19 protein-coding genes are annotated in these 19831 nt (G+C 55.5%); 12 read left to right on the top strand and 7 right to left on the bottom strand.

The features are described 5' to 3' along the window. Positions 1–40 precede the first annotated feature (40 nt). Positions 41–1039, bottom strand: a complete 999-nt coding sequence (gene fbp / locus ACVXHP_RS14890) for a class 1 fructose-bisphosphatase (protein ID WP_016155536.1) — start codon at positions 1037–1039, stop codon at positions 41–43. A 175-nt stretch (positions 1040–1214) separates the two neighbouring features. On the opposite strand from fbp, the gene mpl reads away from it, so the two are divergent. After that, positions 1215–2591 (top strand): UDP-N-acetylmuramate:L-alanyl-gamma-D-glutamyl-meso-diaminopimelate ligase, encoded by a 1377-nt coding sequence (gene mpl / locus ACVXHP_RS14895; protein WP_304702471.1) that lies wholly within the window; start codon positions 1215–1217, stop codon positions 2589–2591. Between the two features lie 99 nt (positions 2592–2690). On the opposite strand, the gene yjgA is transcribed toward mpl, so the two are convergent. Next, positions 2691–3242 carry a ribosome biogenesis factor YjgA gene (gene yjgA, locus ACVXHP_RS14900; protein ID WP_200008275.1) on the bottom strand — a complete coding sequence of 184 codons (552 nt, stop codon included), beginning with the start codon at positions 3240–3242 and terminating at the stop codon, positions 2691–2693. A gap of 95 nt (positions 3243–3337) precedes the next feature. Between yjgA and pmbA the strand changes: the two genes are divergently transcribed. The 11 genes from pmbA to ACVXHP_RS14955 all read left to right on the top strand — a co-directional run bounded on the left by pmbA (position 3338) and on the right by ACVXHP_RS14955 (position 12838). Next, positions 3338–4690 (top strand): metalloprotease PmbA, encoded by a 1353-nt coding sequence (gene pmbA / locus ACVXHP_RS14905; RefSeq protein ID WP_200008277.1) that lies wholly within the window; start codon positions 3338–3340, stop codon positions 4688–4690. Between the two features lie 46 nt (positions 4691–4736). Beyond that, positions 4737–5123, top strand: coding sequence for a cytochrome b562 (gene cybC / locus ACVXHP_RS14910; RefSeq protein WP_316128876.1), 387 nt, complete (start codon positions 4737–4739; stop codon positions 5121–5123). 310 nt (positions 5124–5433) lie between these two features. Next, positions 5434–5742: a PRD domain-containing protein gene (locus ACVXHP_RS14915; protein WP_016151467.1), complete on the top strand. Its 309-nt coding sequence runs from the start codon at positions 5434–5436 to the stop codon at positions 5740–5742. 10 nt (positions 5743–5752) lie between these two features. Beyond that, positions 5753–6115: an SFCGS family glycine-rich protein gene (locus ACVXHP_RS14920; protein WP_008786042.1), complete on the top strand. Its 363-nt coding sequence runs from the start codon at positions 5753–5755 to the stop codon at positions 6113–6115. 2 nt (positions 6116–6117) lie between these two features. Next, positions 6118–6417 (top strand): DUF4312 family protein, encoded by a 300-nt coding sequence (locus tag ACVXHP_RS14925; protein ID WP_038636649.1) that lies wholly within the window; start codon positions 6118–6120, stop codon positions 6415–6417. Between the two features lie 22 nt (positions 6418–6439). Continuing rightward, positions 6440–7216, top strand: a complete 777-nt coding sequence (locus ACVXHP_RS14930) for a DUF4311 domain-containing protein (RefSeq protein ID WP_043018215.1) — start codon at positions 6440–6442, stop codon at positions 7214–7216. 11 nt (positions 7217–7227) lie between these two features. Continuing rightward, positions 7228–7872, top strand: a complete 645-nt coding sequence (locus ACVXHP_RS14935) for a DUF4310 family protein (protein WP_038636652.1) — start codon at positions 7228–7230, stop codon at positions 7870–7872. 58 nt (positions 7873–7930) lie between these two features. After that, on the top strand, positions 7931–9064 hold the full coding sequence (locus ACVXHP_RS14940) for an amidohydrolase/deacetylase family metallohydrolase (RefSeq protein WP_447571727.1): 1134 nt from the start codon (positions 7931–7933) through the stop codon (positions 9062–9064). Continuing rightward, entirely contained in the window at positions 9048–10166 is a 1119-nt protein-coding gene (locus ACVXHP_RS14945) for a DgaE family pyridoxal phosphate-dependent ammonia lyase (RefSeq protein ID WP_447571728.1), read from the top strand. The genes ACVXHP_RS14940 and ACVXHP_RS14945 overlap by 17 nt, the downstream gene beginning before the upstream one ends. Then, positions 10163–10903, top strand: coding sequence for a 2-dehydro-3-deoxy-phosphogluconate aldolase (gene dagF, locus ACVXHP_RS14950; RefSeq protein WP_316128871.1), 741 nt, complete (start codon positions 10163–10165; stop codon positions 10901–10903). The genes ACVXHP_RS14945 and dagF overlap by 4 nt, the downstream gene beginning before the upstream one ends. A gap of 21 nt (positions 10904–10924) precedes the next feature. After that, the gene (locus ACVXHP_RS14955) at positions 10925–12838 is read left to right on the top strand and encodes a BglG family transcription antiterminator (protein WP_447571729.1); all 1914 of its coding nucleotides are present in this window, start codon (positions 10925–10927) and stop codon (positions 12836–12838) included. Positions 12839–12903: 65 nt separating this feature from the next. Here the strand turns inward: ACVXHP_RS14955 and ACVXHP_RS14960 are convergent, their stop codons facing one another. The 5 genes from ACVXHP_RS14960 to tssK are packed head-to-tail and all read right to left on the bottom strand — an operon-like array spanning position 12904 to position 19819. Then, entirely contained in the window at positions 12904–13296 is a 393-nt protein-coding gene (locus ACVXHP_RS14960; protein WP_304702465.1) for a DUF4280 domain-containing protein, read from the bottom strand. Further along, positions 13293–14216, bottom strand: coding sequence for a type VI secretion system protein TssA (locus ACVXHP_RS14965; RefSeq protein ID WP_447571730.1), 924 nt, complete (start codon positions 14214–14216; stop codon positions 13293–13295). Before ACVXHP_RS14965 ends, ACVXHP_RS14960 begins: the two co-directional genes overlap by 4 nt. Further along, positions 14213–17755: a type VI secretion system protein gene (locus tag ACVXHP_RS14970; protein WP_447571731.1), complete on the bottom strand. Its 3543-nt coding sequence runs from the start codon at positions 17753–17755 to the stop codon at positions 14213–14215. Before ACVXHP_RS14970 ends, ACVXHP_RS14965 begins: the two co-directional genes overlap by 4 nt. Then, a complete protein-coding gene (locus ACVXHP_RS14975) occupies positions 17752–18501 on the bottom strand; it encodes a DotU family type IV/VI secretion system protein (RefSeq protein ID WP_304702462.1) in 750 nt (249 codons plus the stop codon). Before ACVXHP_RS14975 ends, ACVXHP_RS14970 begins: the two co-directional genes overlap by 4 nt. Further along, positions 18482–19819, bottom strand: a complete 1338-nt coding sequence (gene tssK / locus ACVXHP_RS14980) for a type VI secretion system baseplate subunit TssK (RefSeq protein ID WP_447571732.1) — start codon at positions 19817–19819, stop codon at positions 18482–18484. Before tssK ends, ACVXHP_RS14975 begins: the two co-directional genes overlap by 20 nt. Between the last annotated feature and the right edge of the window lie 12 nt (positions 19820–19831).

Consider the following 19831-nt stretch of genomic DNA (forward strand, 5'->3'; position numbering starts at 1 on the left):
TTATCCGGCCTACAATGTGCAGTAGGCCGGGAAATGGTGCTTACGCGTCCGGGAACTCGCGGATAAAGCGTTCTACATCTTCAACCATATGGTCGTTGCCCACGAAGAAAGAGCGGCGCTGGTGCAGACTTTCTGGCGTGATATCCAGAATACGCTCTTTACCATCGCTTGCTTTGCCGCCCGCCTGCTCAGCCAGGAAGGCCATCGGGTTGCATTCGTACAGCAGACGCAGTTTCCCCTGCGGGTGGCTGGCGGTGCTTGGGTACAGGTAAATCCCGCCCTTCAGCAGATTGCGATGGAAATCCGCAACCAGAGAGCCAATATAGCGCGAGGTGTACGGGCGCTGGGTTGACTTATCTTCTTCCTGGCAGAATTTAATGTACTTCTTCACGCCATTCGGGAATTTGATGTAGTTGCCTTCGTTAATGGAGTACGTGCTGCCTTTCGCCGGGAAGCGCATACGTTCCTGGCTGAGGCAGAATACGCCCAGAGAAGGATCGTAGGTAAAGGCGTGTACGCCACAGCCGGTGGTATATACCAGCATGGTGGAAGAACCATAAACAACGTAGCCCGCAGCAACCTGTTTGTTGCCCGGCTGCAGGAAATCCTCTTCCGTGACCGGTGTGCCGACTGGGGTTACGCGGCGGTAAATAGAGAAAATTGTACCGACAGAGACGTTAACATCGATGTTGGATGAGCCATCCAGCGGATCCATTAGCACAACATATTTTGCGTGTTCGCAGCCTTCGAAGACGACGATTTCATCTTCTTCTTCCGAGGCAATGCCCGCCACAATGTCGCGCGCCTTCAGTGCAGCTTTCAGTTTTTCGTTCGCAAACAGATCGAGTTTCTGCTGAACCTCTCCCTGTACGTTCTCAGCACCGCTGGCACCCAGGATATCGACCAGACCGGCCTTGTTGATATCGCGGTGGATGATCTTGGCGCCCAGCTTTATTGCCGACAACAAAGCAGTGAGTTCACCGGTAGCATGAGAAAACTCGTGCTGCTTTTCGACAATAAATTCACCTAACGTTTTCATAACACTTTCCCTGCAATTTATGTGGAGTAAAGCGACCGCAACAATATTAACAAATATTTCCATTGTTGCGCTTAGGTGAATCGCGCCAGCAAACTACGGAATATCCTGAAATGCGTTTCTCACTTGCCGGACATGTGCGTAAAATGGCCCCCAGATTAAAAAAGGATAGTGACGTATGCGCATTCATATTTTGGGAATTTGTGGCACTTTCATGGGCGGTCTGGCGATGCTGGCGCGCTCGCTTGGTCATGAAGTAACCGGTTCGGACGCCAATGTGTATCCGCCGATGAGTACCTTACTTGAGAAACAAGGCATTGATTTAATTCAGGGCTACGATGCCAGCCAGCTCGACCCGCAGCCGGACCTGGTGATCATCGGCAACGCCATGACCCGTGGTAATCCCTGCGTGGAAGCGGTGCTTGAGAAGAACATTCCATACATGTCCGGCCCGCAATGGCTGCATGACTTTGTCCTGCGCGATCGCTGGGTACTGGCGGTTGCGGGGACGCACGGCAAAACCACCACTGCTGGAATGGCAACCTGGATCCTCGAAGCCTGTGGCTACAAGCCAGGGTTTGTGATCGGTGGCGTACCGGGCAACTTTGAGGTTTCTGCGCGTCTGGGCGAAAGCGACTTCTTCGTGATTGAGGCGGATGAGTACGACTGCGCCTTCTTCGATAAGCGTTCTAAATTCGTGCATTACTGCCCACGTACGCTGATCCTCAATAATCTTGAGTTCGATCACGCGGACATCTTTGACGATCTGAAAGCCATCCAGAAACAGTTCCATCACCTGGTACGTATCGTGCCGGGCCAGGGACGCATCATCTACCCGGAAAACGACATCAATCTGAAACAAACGATGGCGATGGGCTGCTGGAGCGAACAAGAGCTGGTTGGCGAACAGGGTCACTGGCAGGCGAAAAAGCTGACCACCGATGCATCCGTTTGGGAAGTGTGGCTGGACGGTGAAAAAGTGGGCGAGGTGACGTGGGGCCTGGTCGGCGAACATAACATGCACAACGGTCTGATGGCGATTGCGGCTGCCCGTCATGTGGGCGTAGCGCCTGCCGACGCGGCGAATGCGCTAGGATCGTTCATCAACGCCCGTCGTCGTCTTGAACTGCGCGGCGAAGCGAACGGCGTAACGGTGTATGACGATTTTGCTCACCACCCGACGGCGATTCTGGCAACGCTTGCCGCACTGCGCGGTAAAGTGGGCGGCACCGCGCGCATTATCGCGGTACTGGAACCTCGTTCGAACACCATGAAAATGGGCCTGTGCAAAGACGATCTGGCACCATCGTTAGGACGCGCGGATGAAGTGTTCCTGCTGCAACCCCCGCATATTCCGTGGCAAGTGGCGGAAGTCGCTGAGGCCTGCGTTCAGCCAGCTCACTGGAGCGGCGATGTGGATGCGCTGGCAGATATGGTGGTGAAAACCGCACAGCCAGGCGATCACATCCTGGTGATGAGCAACGGTGGGTTTGGCGGTATTCATCAGAAACTGCTGGACGGCCTGGCGAAAAAAGCTCAGGCAGAAGAAGAGTAAAAAAATGCCCGGTGGCGCTACGCTTACCGGGCCTACGATGCGTTGTAGGCCGGATAAGGTGTGTGCACCGCCATCCAGCACTTTCGGCAGACGAAGTGGTTAGGCCTCGTTTTCCGCCAGTTCACGCAGGTACTGGAAAATCTGACGCGCTGATTTCGGCGGCTTGTTGCCCGCTTTTTCTTTCCTGGCGTTACGCACCAGCGAACGCAGTTGCTGACGATCGGCGTCAGGCCACAGGTTCATCACTTCTTCGATGGCTTCATCGCTACCGTCAACCATACGGTCACGCAGTTGCTCCAGCTTATGGAAGACAGCGACCTGTTGGTTGTGACGGTTTTTCAGCTTGTCCAGCGCCTGACGGATAGGATCAACATCGCGCTGGCGCAACATTTTGCCAATCAGCTGCAGCTGGCGGCGGCGACCTTCCATCTTAATGCGCTGGGCCAGCTCAATGGCGGCACGTAAATCCGCGTCGAGCGGGATTTTATCCAGCGCGTTTTTCCCCAGTTCTACCAGTTCCACACCCAGGCGTTTTAACTCCTCGGCGTCACGTTTTATTTCACTTTTACTGACCCAGATAATTTCATCGTCTTCGTCTTCGATGTCATCACCGGGAACGTCGTCGAGCCAGTCTTCGGGCTGCTTAGTCATGTCAGGCTCCTTAAAAAAAGAGGCTAATGTTACCAGTTAAGATGCGCACTGAAAAACGGTTCTCTGTTAGACTTCAGAGAAACTCTCTCTACATTATGGCATTTGCGATGAAAGTAATCTCACAAGTTGAAGCGCAGCGTAAGATTCTGGAAGAAGCGGTCTCGACGGCACTGGAATTAGCGTCAGGTCAGTCGGATGGCGCGGAAGTCGCTGTTAGCAAGACCACGGGTATTAGCGTCAGCACCCGTTATGGTGAAGTGGAGAACGTAGAATTCAATAGCGATGGCGCGCTGGGGATTACGGTTTATCACCAGAACCGTAAGGGCAGCGCATCCTCCACCGATTTAAGCCCGCAGGCGATTGCCCGTACCGTGCAAGCCGCGCTGGACATCGCTCGTTACACCTCGCCGGACCCGTGCGCGGGCGTGGCAGATAAAGAACTGCTGGCCTTTGATGCGCCCGATTTGGACCTGTTCCACCCCGCGGAAGTTTCTCCTGACGAAGCTATCGAACTGGCTGCTCGTGCTGAACAGGCAGCGTTGCAGGCAGACAAACGCATCACCAATACCGAAGGCGGCAGCTTTAACAGCCACTATGGCATCAAGGTGTTTGGCAACAGCCACGGCATGCTGCAGGGCTACTGCTCCACGCGTCATTCCCTTTCCAGCTGCGTGATCGCGGAAGAAAATGGCGATATGGAGCGTGATTACGCTTACACCATTGGCCGGGCGATGGGCGATTTACAAACGCCGGAATGGGTGGGGGCAGACTGTGCGCGCCGTACCTTATCTCGCCTGTCTCCGCGCAAGCTTTCCACCATGAAAGCGCCGGTCATTTTCGCCAATGAAGTGGCGACCGGACTGTTCGGACACCTGGTCGGCGCGATTGCTGGTGGCTCCGTATATCGCAAATCCACCTTCCTGCTGGACTCGCTGGGCAAACAAATTCTGCCTGAATGGTTGACCATTGAAGAGCATCCACATCTGCTGAAAGGGCTGGCCTCCTCGCCATTTGACAGCGAAGGCGTACGCACAGAGCGCCGTGACATTATTAAAGACGGCATTTTGACCCAATGGCTGCTGACCAACTACTCTGCCCGTAAGCTGGGGCTGAAGAGCACCGGTCATGCGGGCGGGATCCACAACTGGCGTATTCCCGGACAAGGTCTAAGCTTCGAGCAGATGCTTAAAGAGATGGGCACGGGCCTGGTAGTTACCGAGCTGATGGGACAGGGCGTAAGCGGCATTACCGGCGATTATTCGCGCGGCGCGGCGGGCTTCTGGGTCGAAAACGGCGAAATTCAGTATCCGGTGAGCGAAATTACCATCGCCGGTAACTTAAAAGAGATGTGGCGCAATATTGTGACCGTCGGTAACGATATTGAAACCCGCAGTAATATTCAGTGTGGTTCGGTCCTGTTGCCGGAGATGAAAATCGCCGGGCAGTGATACTCGTTAAGGCGTTAATTTTTAATAATAAAAAAGGAAGTGAGCAATGCGTAAACACCTGTTAGCGATCGTCGCGGCTTCAACGCTGGTTCTTGGTTCTTCTGCGTTTGCAGCCGATCTTGAAGATGACATGGGGATCCTCAACGACAACCTGAAAATCGTCGAAAAAACGGATAATGCGACTGAATTGAAAGACGCGTTAACCAAAATGCGTACAGCCGCGCTGGACGCGCAAAAAGGAACGCCGCCGAAGCTGGAAAGCAAATCCCCGGACAGCCCGGAGATGAAGGACTTCCGCCACGGCTTTGACACGCTGATCGGCCAGATCGACGGCGCGCTGAAGCTGGCGAACGAAGGAAAAGTCAAAGAGGCGAAAGCCGTTGCGGAAGACCTGAAAAAAACGCGCAACGAAAACCACAAGAAGTTCCGCTAATCTGCTCTATCCGGCCTGCATAACCGTAGGCCGGATAAGACGCCAAAGGCTATCCCCGTCACATTTTTTCAACTTTAGAGTTAGGGAAACCATTCGTCGAACCGGCTGTTTCCTGCTCATCTCTTGCGATACCCATCACAGTTTCTCGGCACTAAAGCGCAAATCTCGCCTTTTCTGCGGCATAGATCACTATCGCTGCGCCTCTTTCCACTTCGAAGTGGAAAACAACTCGCTACAAACTTTTAACCCCCGCCGCTAATTTACCCTCAGAGCCATTAGTGGGGTAAGACGAGTGAATAACGGAGCTGTAATGAATGACATGGGGGAATCGGTTGAACTGGCCGACCGCATGCTGGCGCAGGTGTATGCCTTGCTGCGTGAACGCCACATTATTCCCAACGCCGTACAGGAACAGATGCTGACGTCGCATGTTCGCGCCATGGCGCACCGCTCGGTAACGGGTGAACCCTTACCGGAAGTCGATGCCAGCTTGTTCGATGAAATATCTGCCGAATCAATGGCGCTTGCCCGCGACGTGGTCGCTGAGTTTGGCAATCTTCCTGAGGAAGAGGCCTGGCTGCTGTCGGTGCACTTCGAAGTCGCGAAAGACAACCTTTAAGGAGCAAAAGATGGAACAAATTACCGTAGTGATTGGCGATCGTCTGGGTAAAGGCCAGAAAGTGGCGGCAGGCGTTGAGAAAGCGGGTGGCCGCGCGGTCGTGGTGCCGGGCGTTGCTGCTGATATGAAGCTGGGCGATGTGATGAAAGCGGAAAATGCCACCTTTGGCATCTCGTTCTGCGGCAGCGGCGGGGCGGGGGCGATTACCGCGCAAACCAAATATGGCTATAAGGCGAAATATGGCATGCGCTCGGTCGACGAAGGGGTAACCGCCATCAACGAAGGTTGCAACGTGCTGGGGTTCGGTTTTATGGACAAAGAAGAGCTCGGTGAGCGCTTGGTACAGGCGTGGCAAAAGAAATACGGCGCTTAAGCATGAAAGAGCAATTCACCACCACGGTGAGAGTCACGGGCAAGGGGGAGGCTAAAGCGCGCGCCTTTGCCGATGCTCTGAACCATGTTCAGGCTGCGGTGATGAAAGCGTCCCCGCATATCTTACTGCGTATTGAGCCACAGGATGTGCAGGTTGTTCAAGCGCGTGAAACGGTGCGCAAAGAGGCGTTTTTGTTCCTCTTCCTGCGCCGGGAAAGACGCACCTTCAGCGTGGAGCTGGACGTGACCGTCAACGTGACTGCCATCAATCTCGACAAGGTGGATTTCGTTACGCAACGCTGATTCTTTATTAAAAGGCATAATTATGTTCCTGATAATATTAATAAAATCGCTCATCATCGGCGGCCTGGTTGGCGTCGGTGTCGGCGCTGGGGCTGCACGCATGTTTCATGCGCCGACCACTCAAGGGATGGGCGCGTTTCGTACTCTGGGAGAACTGAATTCCTGCGAAGGGGATCCGGCTTCTCACTTCTCGTTCGGCCTGGGCTTTTTCTTTAACGCCTGGGCTTCTTCCGTTGCCGCAGGTGCGTTCACGCAGGACGTCGACCATCGCATCATCCCCAACTGGGGGGCCGCCGCGCTGATGATTAAAAATCGCAACGTCGGTGAAACGCTGCACGATCCTAAGCGCATGGCGATTGCCTGCGGTGTGATCGGCATGATTGTCGTGACCTTTCTGAACCTCACCGCGTCATCCGTACCGGAAGCGCTACAGGTTACTGCCGTTAAGGTGCTGGTTCCCGCGGCTAACCTGCTGGTCAACACCGTGATGCCAGTGATCTTCTGGCTGGCGGCGATCGACGCCGGTAAGAAATCTGGCTTCTGGGCCACCGTTTTTGGCGGCGCGGCGCAGTTAATTATGGGTAACGCCGTCCCGGGACTGGTTCTTGGCATTTTGATCGGCAAAGGTGTTGAAGAGAGCGGCTGGAACCACGTGACGAAAGTGATGATGGTAGCCATCGTCGCGCTGTTCGTCCTGAGCGGCTTCTTCCGCGGCTTCGATATGAAGATGATCGAATCCTTCCATCTGACAGTGCCTAACTGGTTGGAACTTATCCACAACTCGCTCAGCGGCAAATAACGGAGGCCATCATGGAACAGAATAAAGGTTTTTGGTTCGCCGACTGGTCGTTCCCGATCTTCGTTGGCCTGCTCTCATCCGGCGTGTTTGCCGGAACGCATATGTACTACCTGTACGGTATTGGCGCATTCAACGAAGTGGCGTTTGTGGCGATGCTGAAAGCGGGAATGGACACCGGTTCCTACGGCGCGGTAGCGGCATTTGGCGCCAGCTTCCTGTTTGCCCGCATCATTGAAGGTTCGCTGGTGGGGATTCTGGATATCGGCGGGGCGATTCAGACCGGGGTCGGATTAGGTGTTCCGGCGCTGTTGCTGGGCGCGGGCATTATTTTCCCGGTCGCCAACTTCGCTGCCTCGTTGGTCACCGGCCTGGTGATTGGTCTGGCGATTGGCTACATCATCATTCTGGCGCGTAAGTTCACCATCAACCAGAGCGACTCAACCTACGGAGCGGACGTGATGATGGGGGCCGGTAACGCTTCTGGTCGCTTCCTCGGTCCCTTGATTATCCTTAGCGCGATGACGGCCTCTATCCCGATTGGCGTGGGTTCGCTGCTGGGGGCGCTGCTGTTTTATATCTGGCAAAAACCGATCACCGGCGGGGCGATTCTCGGCGCGATGATCCTCGGTTCCATCTTCCCGATTGCCATTAGCTAACTGTTGATTTGTAGGCCGGATAAGGCGGTAGCGCCGCCATCCGGCAAAGGAGAGAGCGATGTTTGATTTACTCCTGCGCCATGCGCGTCTGGTCGACGACACGCTGACTAATATTGCCCTTCAGGATGGCAAAATCGCAGCGTTGGGTGACGTTGAGGGTCCGGCGCTGAAAACCATCGACCTGCGCGGCGAGTGTTACGTCAGCGCGGGTTGGATTGATTCTCACGTTCACTGCTACCCGAAATCGCCGATTTACCATGACGAACCGGACAGCGTGGGTATTGCCACTGGCGTGACCACAGTGGTAGATGCCGGGAGCACTGGCGCTGATGATATTGACGATTTTTACACGCTGACCCGTGACGCGGCCACCGAAGTTTATGCGCTGCTGAACATTTCACGCGTTGGGCTGATCGCCCAAAACGAGCTGGCTAATATGGCCAACATTGACGCCGATGCGGTCCGGCAGGCGATGAAACGCCACCCTGATTTTATCGTCGGCCTGAAGGCACGCATGAGCAGCAGCGTGGTAGGTGTTAACGGCATCACGCCGCTGGATCGCGCCAAAGCGATGCAGGCGCAGAACGGTGATTTGCCGCTGATGGTGCACATCGGCAACAACCCGCCGGATCTGGATGAGATCGCCGAACGCCTCACCGCTGGCGACATTATTACCCACTGCTACAACGGTAAGCCGAACCGCATTCTGACGCCGCAAGGCGAGCTGCGGGCATCAGTGACGCGGGCTATTTCACGCGGCGTGCGTCTGGACGTTGGGCACGGCACCGCCAGCCTGAGCTTTGCGGTGGCGAAACGTGCTATCGGCCTGGGCATTTTGCCGCACACCATCAGCTCCGATATCTACTGTCGCAACCGTATCAGCGGCCCGGTTCATTCTCTGGCGAATGTGATGTCGAAATTTCTCGCCATTGGCATGTCGCTTCCGCAGGTCATTGAATGTGTTACCGCTAATGCCGCCGATGGCCTGCGCCTGAAACAGAAGGGGCGACTGCAGGTCGGCCTGGATGCCGATTTAACCCTCTTTACGCTGAAACGCCAGCCAACCGTGCTGGTAGATGCCGAAAACGACAGCCTGCAGGCTGAACAACTGCTGGCGCCGCTTGCCGCAATACGTGCGGGCAAGGGCTATATGACCGAACAAGGGAGCGCGGAACATGCCTTCGATTTTTGAAAAATACAATTTAAAACAGGTAATTAACACTTCAGGACGCATGACGGCGCTCGGCGTCTCTACGCCGCGCCCCGAAGTGGTTGAGGCCGCGATGGCCGGGATGAACCAATATTTTGAGATGAAAGACCTGGTGAATAAAACTGGTGACTACATCGCGAAATTGCTGGAAGTGGAAGGGGCAACCGTTGTCTCCTGCGCCTCGGCCGGGATCGCCCAGTCGGTCGCGGCTGTGCTGGTTAAAGACAGCGACTGGCTGCTGGAGAACCTGCACGTCACGCCCATCGACAACAACGAAATCGTGTTGCCCAGGGGCCACAACGTCAACTTTGGCGCGCCGGTGGGCACCATGGTGGCGCTTGGCGGCGGCAAGGTAGTCGAAGCCGGTTATGCCAACGAATGTTCCGCGGCGCAGCTGGCGGCGGCCATCACACCGCGCACTGCGGCCATTCTGTATATCAAATCTCACCACTGCGTACAGAAAAGTATGCTCAGCGTGGAGCAGGTTGCGGTGGTGGCGCGCACGCATAATCTACCGCTGATTGTGGACGCGGCGGCGGAAGAAGATTTGCAGTGCTACTACCGTGTCGGCGCAGATCTCGTTATCTATAGCGGCGCGAAGGCGATTGAAGGGCCGACCAGCGGTCTGGTGATCGGTAAAGCCCAATACGTTGAGTGGGTAAAACGTCAAACGGCGGGCATTGGCCGGGCAATGAAGGTCGGCAAAGAGGGCATCCTCGGCCTGACCTGCGCTATTGAACTGTACCTCAACGCGCAGAAAGAGAGCGGTGCGGAAATGGTCGAGAAAATGACGCCGTTTATTACTACCTTGAATCAGCTTCACGGCGTGAGCGCTCGCGTGGTGTGGGACAGCGCAGGGCGCGACATCGCGCGCACGGAAATTAAGTTTGACGAAGCGGTAACCGGGATCGCCACAGGCGAACTGGTCGACGCGCTGAAGCAAGGGGAGTACGCGATTTACTTCCGTGGTTACAAAGCCAACGAAGGCATTATCGAAGCCGATGTGCGCAGCGTCGATCGCGCGCAACTGGAGATTGTGGCCCGTCGAATTGGTGAAGTGATTTCGCAGGAGAAAAAAGCATGAAATTAACCCCTAACTTTTATCGCGACCGCGTCTGCCTGAACGTACTGGCAGGCTCCAAAGAAAATGCCCAGGAGATTTACGCGGCGGCGGAAGGCCACGTGCTGGTTGGCGTACTATCAAAAAATTACCCGGATGTCGCAAGCGCGGTAACGGACATGCGTGAATACGCGGCGCTTATTGATAACGCGCTGTCTGTGGGGCTGGGGGCGGGCGATCCTAACCAGTCGGCGATGGTCAGTGAAATTTCCCGTCAGGTGCAGCCACAGCATGTTAATCAGGTCTTTACCGGCGTGGCGACCAGTCGTGCGCTGCTGGGCCAGCAGGACACGGTGGTCAACGGTCTGGTTTCACCAACCGGTACGCCGGGCCTGGTAAAGATCTCCACCGGTCCGCTAAGCAGCAAGGCACCGGACGGCATTGTGCCGGTAGAAACCGCCATTGCGCTGCTCAAAGACATGGGCGGTAGCTCGATTAAATACTTCCCGATGGGCGGCCTGCAATGCCGTGACGAGTACATCGCGGTCGCTCAGGCCTGCGCGCGTCATGACTTCTGGCTGGAGCCAACGGGCGGGATCGATCTGGATAATTTCACTGAAATCCTGCAGATCGCCCTCGATGCCGGCGTGAGCAAAATCATTCCTCACATCTATAGTTCGATTATTGATAAGGTGAGTGGTAATACCCGTCCGGACGATGTACGCCAGCTGATGGCGATGACCCGGGCCTGCGTAGGCTAATTGACTGATGAGGAAACTGACGTGCGATTTCCCAACCAACGTTTAGCGCAGCTCTTTGGCATGTTGCAAAACGAAGCGCTTCCACAGGACGAGCTGGCGCAGCGGTTGTCGGTTTCCACGCGCACTGTACGGGCGGACATCACCGCGTTAAACGCGCTGCTCACCCAGTATGGCGCGCAGTTTGTCCTCAGCCGGGGTAATGGTTATCAGCTCAAAATTGACGATCCGGCAAGTTTTCATGCCCTGCAGACCCAGCAGCCCGACAGGTTGCTGCGTATCCCACGCACCAGCCAGGAACGGGTTCACTGGCTGGTGGTTCGCTTTCTGACGTCGGCTTTTTCGCTGAAGCTGGAAGATTTGGCTGATGAATGGTTTATCAGTCGCGCGACGCTGCAAAACGATATGGCAGAGGTGCGCGAGCATCTGCAACGTTATCATCTGACGCTGGAAACGCGCCCGCGACACGGCATGAAGCTGTTCGGCAGCGAGATGGCGATCCGCGCCTGTTTGACCGATCTGCTGTGGATGCTGGCTCAGCAGGATCCGCAGCATCCATTGGTGACGGATGAAGCATTAAACGCCGGGATCCCAGAGCAACTGCAACCCGTTTTGCAGGACATTTTTTCCCGTTTTCATATTCGCCTGACCGATGAGGGCGAGCTGTTTTTGCGCTTGTACTGCGCGGTGGCGGTACGGCGGATTAGCGAAGGGTATCCACTACCGGAATTTGCCGCAGAAGAAGCCGAGCAATCTGTGTGCCTGGCCACGCGGGAAATCGCGGCGGTATTGCATCGGTTGGCGGATAAACCGCTCTCCATTTCTGAAGAGAACTGGCTGCAGGTGCATATTGCCGCCCGCCAGGTTCAGGAGATCGCTCCCAGTGCCATTAATGCGGATGATGGCGAAGCGCTGGTCAACTACATCCTGCGTTTTATCAACAGCCAGTACAACTACAACCTGTTGAATGACAAACAGTTACATGCCGATCTGCTGACGCATATTAAAACGATGATCACCCGGGTGCGTTACCAGATAATGATCCCCAATCCGCTGCTGGAAAATATTAAACAGCACTATCCGATGGCATGGGATATGACGCTGGCCGCCGTCTCGGGATGGGGAAAATATACGCCATACGCCATCAGTGAAAATGAGATTGGTTTCCTCGTCCTGCATATCGGCGTTGGATTGGAGCGTAGTTACAACATCGGTTACCAAAGACAGCCGAAAGTTCTGCTGGTATGCGATGCCGGAAATGCGATGGCGCGGATGATTGAAGCGGTATTGGCGCGTAAGTATCCGCAGATAGAAATCGTCGATACCGTGACGCTGCGCGACTACGAACAGCGGGAAAACATCAGCGAAGACTTCGTGGTCTCGACCGCGCGGATCGGCGAAAAAGATAAGCCTGTGGTGATGATTGCGCCATTTCCTACCGATTATCAGCTGGAGCAGATTGGCAAACTGGTGCTGGTCGACAGGACCCGTCCTTGGATGCTGAACAAATTTTTCGATGCCACCCATTTCCGTGTTATCGATGGCACAATGGATCAACAAACGTTGTTCAATACATTATGCCGTCAGTTGCAGGATGAAGGCTTTGTCGATGCGGAGTTTCTTGATTCGGTGGTCGAGCGTGAGGCCATTGTCAGCACTATGCTGGGTGACGGCATCGCCCTGCCGCACTCCCTCGGTCTGTTGGCAAAGAAAACGGTGGTCTACACTATCCTCGCCCCACAGGGTATTGCCTGGGGTGATGAAACGGCGCACGTGATCTTCCTGCTCGCCATCAGCAAAAGCGAATACGAAGAAGCGATGGCTATCTACGATATTTTCGTCACTTTCCTGCGCGAACGCGCCATGACGCGGCTCTGCGCGTGCCGGAATTTCACTGAGTTCAAAACGGTCGCCATGGAGTGCGTGAGTCGTTTTTAAAGACGCTGCAATTATCTTGCAGCGTAATCTCCTGCAATTGTTTCCCTTAATTTTAGGGCATAACATCACGGCACAAGGGTCATTAACTGGCCGGGGAAGCTAATCTGGATCACGCCGGCCCACATGCAGATCAACTTTGACTGGGCGGTGAGAGCGGGCATATTTCCCACTAATACCGTGGGTGAGCCAGGCACCCAGGGGGCCGGTGTGGCGGGGATACACGGCATTGGCGTAAGCACGCCGAGCGCCGCCGCGGTTGCGGCTGCAACGGTCGGGTTAGCGATGCTGTTGCACATCCCGAACGGCAGAATGTTTACAAACGGTTTGTTATCCATAATATTTGCCATCGGCACGTTGTTGACGATGGTTCGGCTGGTGGGCAACACGTTCAGTGGGGCAGGCGCAATGCCAAACGAGCATTGCAGCATCGCGCCAGCACATACGGCAGGACAACTCATGGTAGTACCCCCAATTGTTTCCACAGTCGGCGAGCGGACTCATCGCTGGTAATCAGTTCATTGAGCAATTCAGGTAGCGGCGTATTCCCCCAGGCAAAGGCGCGATAGAGCAGATAAGGCACCGGGCTGTGTGGTTCAGTACGCGCCAGGTAATCCGCGACCTCTTTAATCATTAGATACGCTTCCCCGCGGTGGGCAAATGCAGCGGGTTTACCTGGCGCTGGTGCTGCTTCCTGTACGACAGGCGGCGAAGGTTCTGGCAAGTTAGCCCCCAATGCTTGCAGGCAGGTTTTAATTTTTTGTTCCAGCGGATTGAAAGACGGTGCGGATGCTTCGGGCCAGCTCTGACATACGGTATTAAGCCGCGTAAGCCATTCAAGGCTTGCTGTTAGCGCCGTAACGGTCGACTCTTCCGCCCCGGGCAGGGGAAGGTCTGATAACTTCCCCTGCTGCCACTGCGATAAGGAGATATGCTCTCCATTCGCTATAAACAGCGGAGCTTCGGCGACCAGGACGGCGTAATGCTGCGCCATCCAACAGAGTGGGGCGGCGCGATAATCATAGTCGCCCTCTTTGATTTTTGGGTGCAGTTCCTCCGGATAACGCTCCAGCGCCAGCGTGGCTAATGCCAGCGCATCGGGCAAAGACGTTAAGCCGCGTGACCGAATCCATGCCTCACCCAGCCAGCTCATAATCACCAGATCCTTGCTGAGCGTTTTTGTCAGCGACGTGGCGATCTGTGCGACGGCGTCCCAGTCAGCGCGTCGCGGCGTGCTTTGCCAGACGCCCGTGGGCAGCGTTTCGTCATCCTGCTGGCGAGCGGCGACCAGTCGGTCGAACTCCGGTGAATAGCGGATCGCGTCTCCGCACGGTTTATCCGCCTGAATAGGCGTCAGTAATACCTGAATATGTTCCATCATTTTCCTCGTGATAATCCCTGTTCGGTAAGCGGTACCCACGGTAGTGGTGCTTTGCCCTGTGCATCCAACAATGCGACCTGCCAAAAGACGGTGGTTTGTAACTGTTGCTGACCATCTCCCACGGGAAGCGAAAAGCGTAATGGCAGCGGTTGCGCCAGCGCGCCGCCGACGTGCTGTTGTTTGATCATCCTCAGCAGTGACCATGCCCCCTGCCAGCGCCAGCGACCAGTATCACCGCTTACCGTTACACCTGTCTGTGACAGACCTGGCATTGGTCGCCAGGCGGAGTTAGTTGCCCAGCGTAGACTAAAGTTCAGGCTGTCTCCGCTGCGCCAGTGCAGATCCGTTGTGCCACCGGGGTAGCTTATCGTTTGTTGATTGCCAGCAAGCCGCCAGTCGGCAATTTGGTCAGCGCCGACCTCGCGGTTACGAGAGGTGCGCCAGATAACGCGTAACGTAACCCCTTCGGGACTGACCAGCGCGGAAAGTAATGGCTGCGCCGCCGCCAGTTGTTGAATCAATGGCGGCTGTGCAGAGAGCGTTTCTGGAGGGAGCTGCGCGAGTAAAGTCGTGAGTTCGCGAACCCTGTCGACATCGGCATCCGGTGCCTGTGGCGCGGCGGTAAAGGGGAAATGCCCCGCCAGCCAGACGTTGTACAGTGTGAAGATTTGCCCCACCGCGCCAATGCTCGCCTGCTGGCGTAGCTTCTGGCATGTTTGCTGCGATGCGTTTACCAGCGCGTTCAGCGATTGGCTGTAAAAATCGTTACCGCCGGAAGTGGTGAACTGCGCCAGCTCGCTCTGACAATTCTGAGCGGAAAGCGTGGGCAACGCGGCGGCAAGCGTGGTCATCTGCATCGGCGGACTGCCAGGATCCTGTTGTTGCAGCCGCTGCATTGTGGCCAGTGAACTGCTCCAGCGGACGATCAGCTGGTTTTCCGTGGTGGTAAGCCATGGACGCTGTTTGTCGAGCCAGTCAATATCCTGCTGATAGCGGGTCAATGCGCCGGATATTTGCGCGGCTTGCGCGTTGGCCCAACCGGCAATCTTCTGCCCGCTGACCTGCGCCTGCTCTGCCGTGGCGTAATTCACGGCGGGAGGGGCGATCGCCGGCAGCAACGCTCCGCCGTCCTGGCGCACTCGGGCAATCACTTGGGCTGCGGCTTGCTGACGTAATGCGATGGCAAACTGAGGTCGATTAAGCTGGATGAACGCGTCAATGAGTTGATCCGCGCTAGCCGTGCTGAGAGTGCTATGGTCAGGTGACTCGGCTGCCCCCGCGTACAGTGCCTGACGCATGGCGTTTTCAACTGCTTGCCGGGCCAGCATAGTGAGTTTGGGGCGCCAGATACTGTCCGGAAGTTGTTGTATAAAACGCTCATATCCGCCAAACAACGCCAGTGCCTGCTGGAGTTGTAGATTTCCAGGATAGCCTGCTGTTGTGTCGGTCTGCAGGCTCGCCCCCCGCTGCCAAAACGGTTGATTGAGCAGGTCGCGCAGGCTTTTTTGCAGCGCGATAACATCCGGTGACACGCTGAACTCTCCTTCCGGCGACTGCTCGGTTAGTGAGGAGAAATGCAGACGGGAACCATCGACCTGTGCCAGAAAGCGTTGGCGCAATAAGGCTTCGTGACGTAAAACCTCTTGAATCACATCATTGTCGATCAGTCTGAGCGTGCGTGCCTGGGTGAGTAGCTCATCCAACGGCAGTCGAATAGGTGAGTGAGTCGCATCGCGGCTAAGATTATTGATCGTGGTTAGCGTCGCCTGTAAACGGCTGACCTGACGGATTAAGGAACGCACAAATAGCGGAGTAACCCGTGAGTCATTGCTGAATAGTGTCAGTAACTGTTCGAGCTGCTCTTCGTTGTTATCCAGACTGGTGTTGCCGTAATTCTGCTCCAGCCAGCGCATCGTTTCGCGAGAAAAATACTCGCTGTTTCGCTGCGTTAATTCGCTGGCGTCAGGTAACTTGAGGCGTGAAAGGTTGAGGGTGGCAATCATCCCATTCAGACGATCCTGCGACGGTAGCGATTCTGTATCTACGGTCACGCCCCAGATGCTGGCGCTGACGTTTGCCAGCGTCTGTACAGTGGGTTGTTTCACCTGCATTAATTGCAGCAATGGTAAATAACGCGACTCCATTTGTTTTGCCTGGCTAAGCAGGTGCTGAATCTGGCGGTAACGCTCCTCGGGCAGTAGCTCCTCCTGCTCTGACATCTTCTCACTTTGACTTTGCAGACAGATGCTATTGGTCGCAGGTAATAACAGGCTGGCTAACGTGGCGTTATTAAAGGTGTCCCGTAATTTTGTGTCGGTATGGCTGAACAAGGAACCGGGCCAGACAACAGATCGAAACTGCCACTGTGGAATACCGTTAAGCACTCGCCAGTACAGTGCAGTGGATCGTTCGCCTGCGTTATTGGCGCGAAGCGTTTGTGTGGCCAGCACTTGCAGACGATCGTGTAGTAAAACGGCGTTGGTATGTTGGTATTGCCAGCTCCAGATCATTGCCGCCAGCCAGATAACACAAAGGCAGCTATAACAGGCGAGAGTGATGAAATGGCGGCGCAGATTCAGGCGCAGCAGGCGGCGGACCGGGAGCGCCAGACCACGCTCGGCGGCAATTTTGCCGCTCAATAGCGTCTGACAAAACTGCATCCGTGGTTTGTCTTGGGTTAGCGTGCGGGCGACAAACCAGATCCCACGCAATAGTGGGGGTTCATCGCGGGCGTTGCTGTTAAACAGGGAATCGAAATAATCATGCAGCGGGGCGGCTAGCGGCAGGAGGTTTTCTGGCAGACGAAACAGATCTTCCGGCGTATTTCCCCGCAGTGCGCCGAGTTCCGTGATGAGCATGCGCAGCGAGCTTCGGGTATTGTCCAGCGCGCTGTCTATCCACTGTGGCTTCCAGATGGCCTCTCTGGCGACCGGGATGGCGCTGCCAATGGGGCTGCGACGAGCCTCTTCCGGCAACATTGCTAACAAAGACGAAGCCCCTTCCAGTGCTTCAACACCGCTTATCAGCAGGTAGACTGGTAAACTCAGTCCACATACTTGCTGTAGCTGTTGGCAGTTGTTCAGGAGGCTGGCGCGAGCGGCCTCATCGCCGTGCAGCGCATCCAGCGACAGGGTGATAATCAGCGCGTCCAGTGGACGCTGCGGACGACTTTTCACCAATGCAGCGAGCATTTTTTGCCAGTCATTCTGGCGAATAAGCCGCTTTTTCCCGGCAGTTTGCAACGTTTGCGGCAGGCACAAAACACTGCACTGAGGGTTAAACCACCATTGCCCGAACCAATACTCCTGGCCGTCGGTGAGTGACCAACTGCGACAAAGCAGACGGTTATCTTCTTCGTCGCCCAGCATCAGTATGCGCATACTGTCGTAAGGATCCTGACCGCCGCAGGCACGCTGGATCTCTTTTTGTGCACGGATGAACGTATCGTTGCGGTATTCCCACTGCCACCATACGCACCAGAGGGTAATCGCCAGCAGCACCAGCACAATGATCAGCAGAGTTAGCCAGTGTTGCGTCACCTGGAATCTCCCTGGCAGGACTGGGTCACCGGGAAATCAGGCAACGTATTCACGCCGATAGCATCTTCAATACTTAGCCACAATCGTTGGCTTAACAGCAGCAGAGCGAGCAGTATGATGAGGGCAATCAGGTGCAGACGTGAGTTGTCAGGCAGGCGACGGTGCGCCGGAAGCTGTAATGGCGTTCCCAGTGCTGCAGATTCCATTCGCTGGGCAATATCGCTGAACCTGGCGTCATGCTGGAAAGCAAAATGCCATAGCAGGCGACAGGTTTCCTGGTGGGCCTGTGGGGCAAAATCGTCACGCCGGGAGCCGAACCCCAGCGTCAGGCAACGTAAATAAAGCGCGGCTAAATCGCGCTGTCCGGGGCTGCGCTCATTGAGTAACGCGGTGATCTTCTGGGGGATCAGATCGCCAGCGCTATGGGTCTGCCACAAATGATACTCCAGCGGACAACTCTGCCAGAGTGAGAGGGCTGGCCAGTCGCCATAGAGTACAGATTCATCAATCAGCGCTACCAGGGCGTAAACCGCGTCATCAATCTGCTGCTGAAAAGGGGTACCCAATTCACGGATTAGACGTCGGTTATACTCTGCCACCGTCTGACTGGCGAACTCAAAAGCCTCAGTGTGTAATTCATCAGGCGGCAGCGTGGTGCTTTTCCAGCGTTCAAACCGCGCCAGCCAGCGAGAGAAGACGTCATCAAACAGACGGCAGGCAGGCATATCAGGATTCGTAGGCGTCATGGCGATCCTCCTGACGGTAAAGCATGATCCGCTGCGGCATGTCATCGGTTTCATGCAGTGGAGCAATGACCAGCGGCGTCTCTTTTTCAAACCATTGGGTAGTAAGCGTTAACGTGAACAGGGCGATACTGCTGTCGACTTCCCAGTCGCTGTGCTGTTCGGCGGACAGTGGCGTGAATGTCATCCCATGCATTCGCTGACGACGCAAAGCGGTCAAAAACGGTTGGCTGGCGATAAGGCTCTTTTGTAACCAGCTTTCTGCTCTGGAGGTGCTGCCAGCAGGCATCAGCAAACCAATCACCACCTGTTCTCCGGCATGGATATTCGCGGGGAGCTGAAGCGAAAACATGTTATCCAGTTTGCTGAAGTTGATTCGTTGATAGCGGCGATGAATATGCGCCAATTGATTTTTCAACATGGTGAAAAGAGAGGCGAATGCCGGCTGCATGTTTTGATAATCGAAGACCGGCAGCAAGGGCAAGGTTTTATCCTGGGTCAGAATTGCCGTCTGGCCGAGAAATAAACACAGCGCGCGGTAAAGATCCTCAGGGTGTGGACGCCCACCGTTGATCAGGCTTTCCAGCAGCGGTAAAGCCCCTTGAATACTTTGTAACGACAGCGTTAGCCACAGCCAGTCATGAGTGCGTTGACTCTGTTGCGCCAACTGCATTTCCCGGCTTAAAAACAGAATTTTTTCTCTTGCCTGTAAGCAGAGTTGTCGCGTGTTACGGGAAAGATAGCTCTCTTCACTGACGCTGGGCGTGGGCGGAAACCAGTCGCTCTGACGAAACCCTGCTTCGGTATACACTATCTGAAGTAGCGGCAGACAGATTAAATCGGCGCGTTCATGCTGACAAACCAGACGTGGTGCGGGCTGCCACAGCGAAATACTTTCAGGAAATTCTCCGCTGCTCAGATCCGGCATTGGGGCGCTGTTCATTGAGCTATATCGGTCATTCATCAACTGCCACTGTCCGGCGCGGTTTAGCGGCGGCAGCGCCAGCCAGATAATATGTTCACTGTCCGGCGCGGCAGGGAGCAGATGTTGGCAGTCGAACGCCAGCGGCGAGTCGCGGCTGATGTCGTACTCAACCGGCGTGCCGTCGGGCATGATTGCCTCAAGACGCAGGATACGCAGCATACCGGCACACAGTGCGGCTTCGTCGATATGTAGGTGGTTAACTCCCCAGAATCCGGGATTGGCGCACCGCGCCAGCATGGCGGGAAGCATTTCATTGCGCAGTGCCTGTAACTGGAAATGTTGCGGCAACATCGCCATCCCTTCGTACCAGCAGACCATTGCCGGAATCGTGCTCATAGTATCTTCCTT

The organism is Citrobacter freundii complex sp. 2025EL-00176, assembly GCF_053309355.1.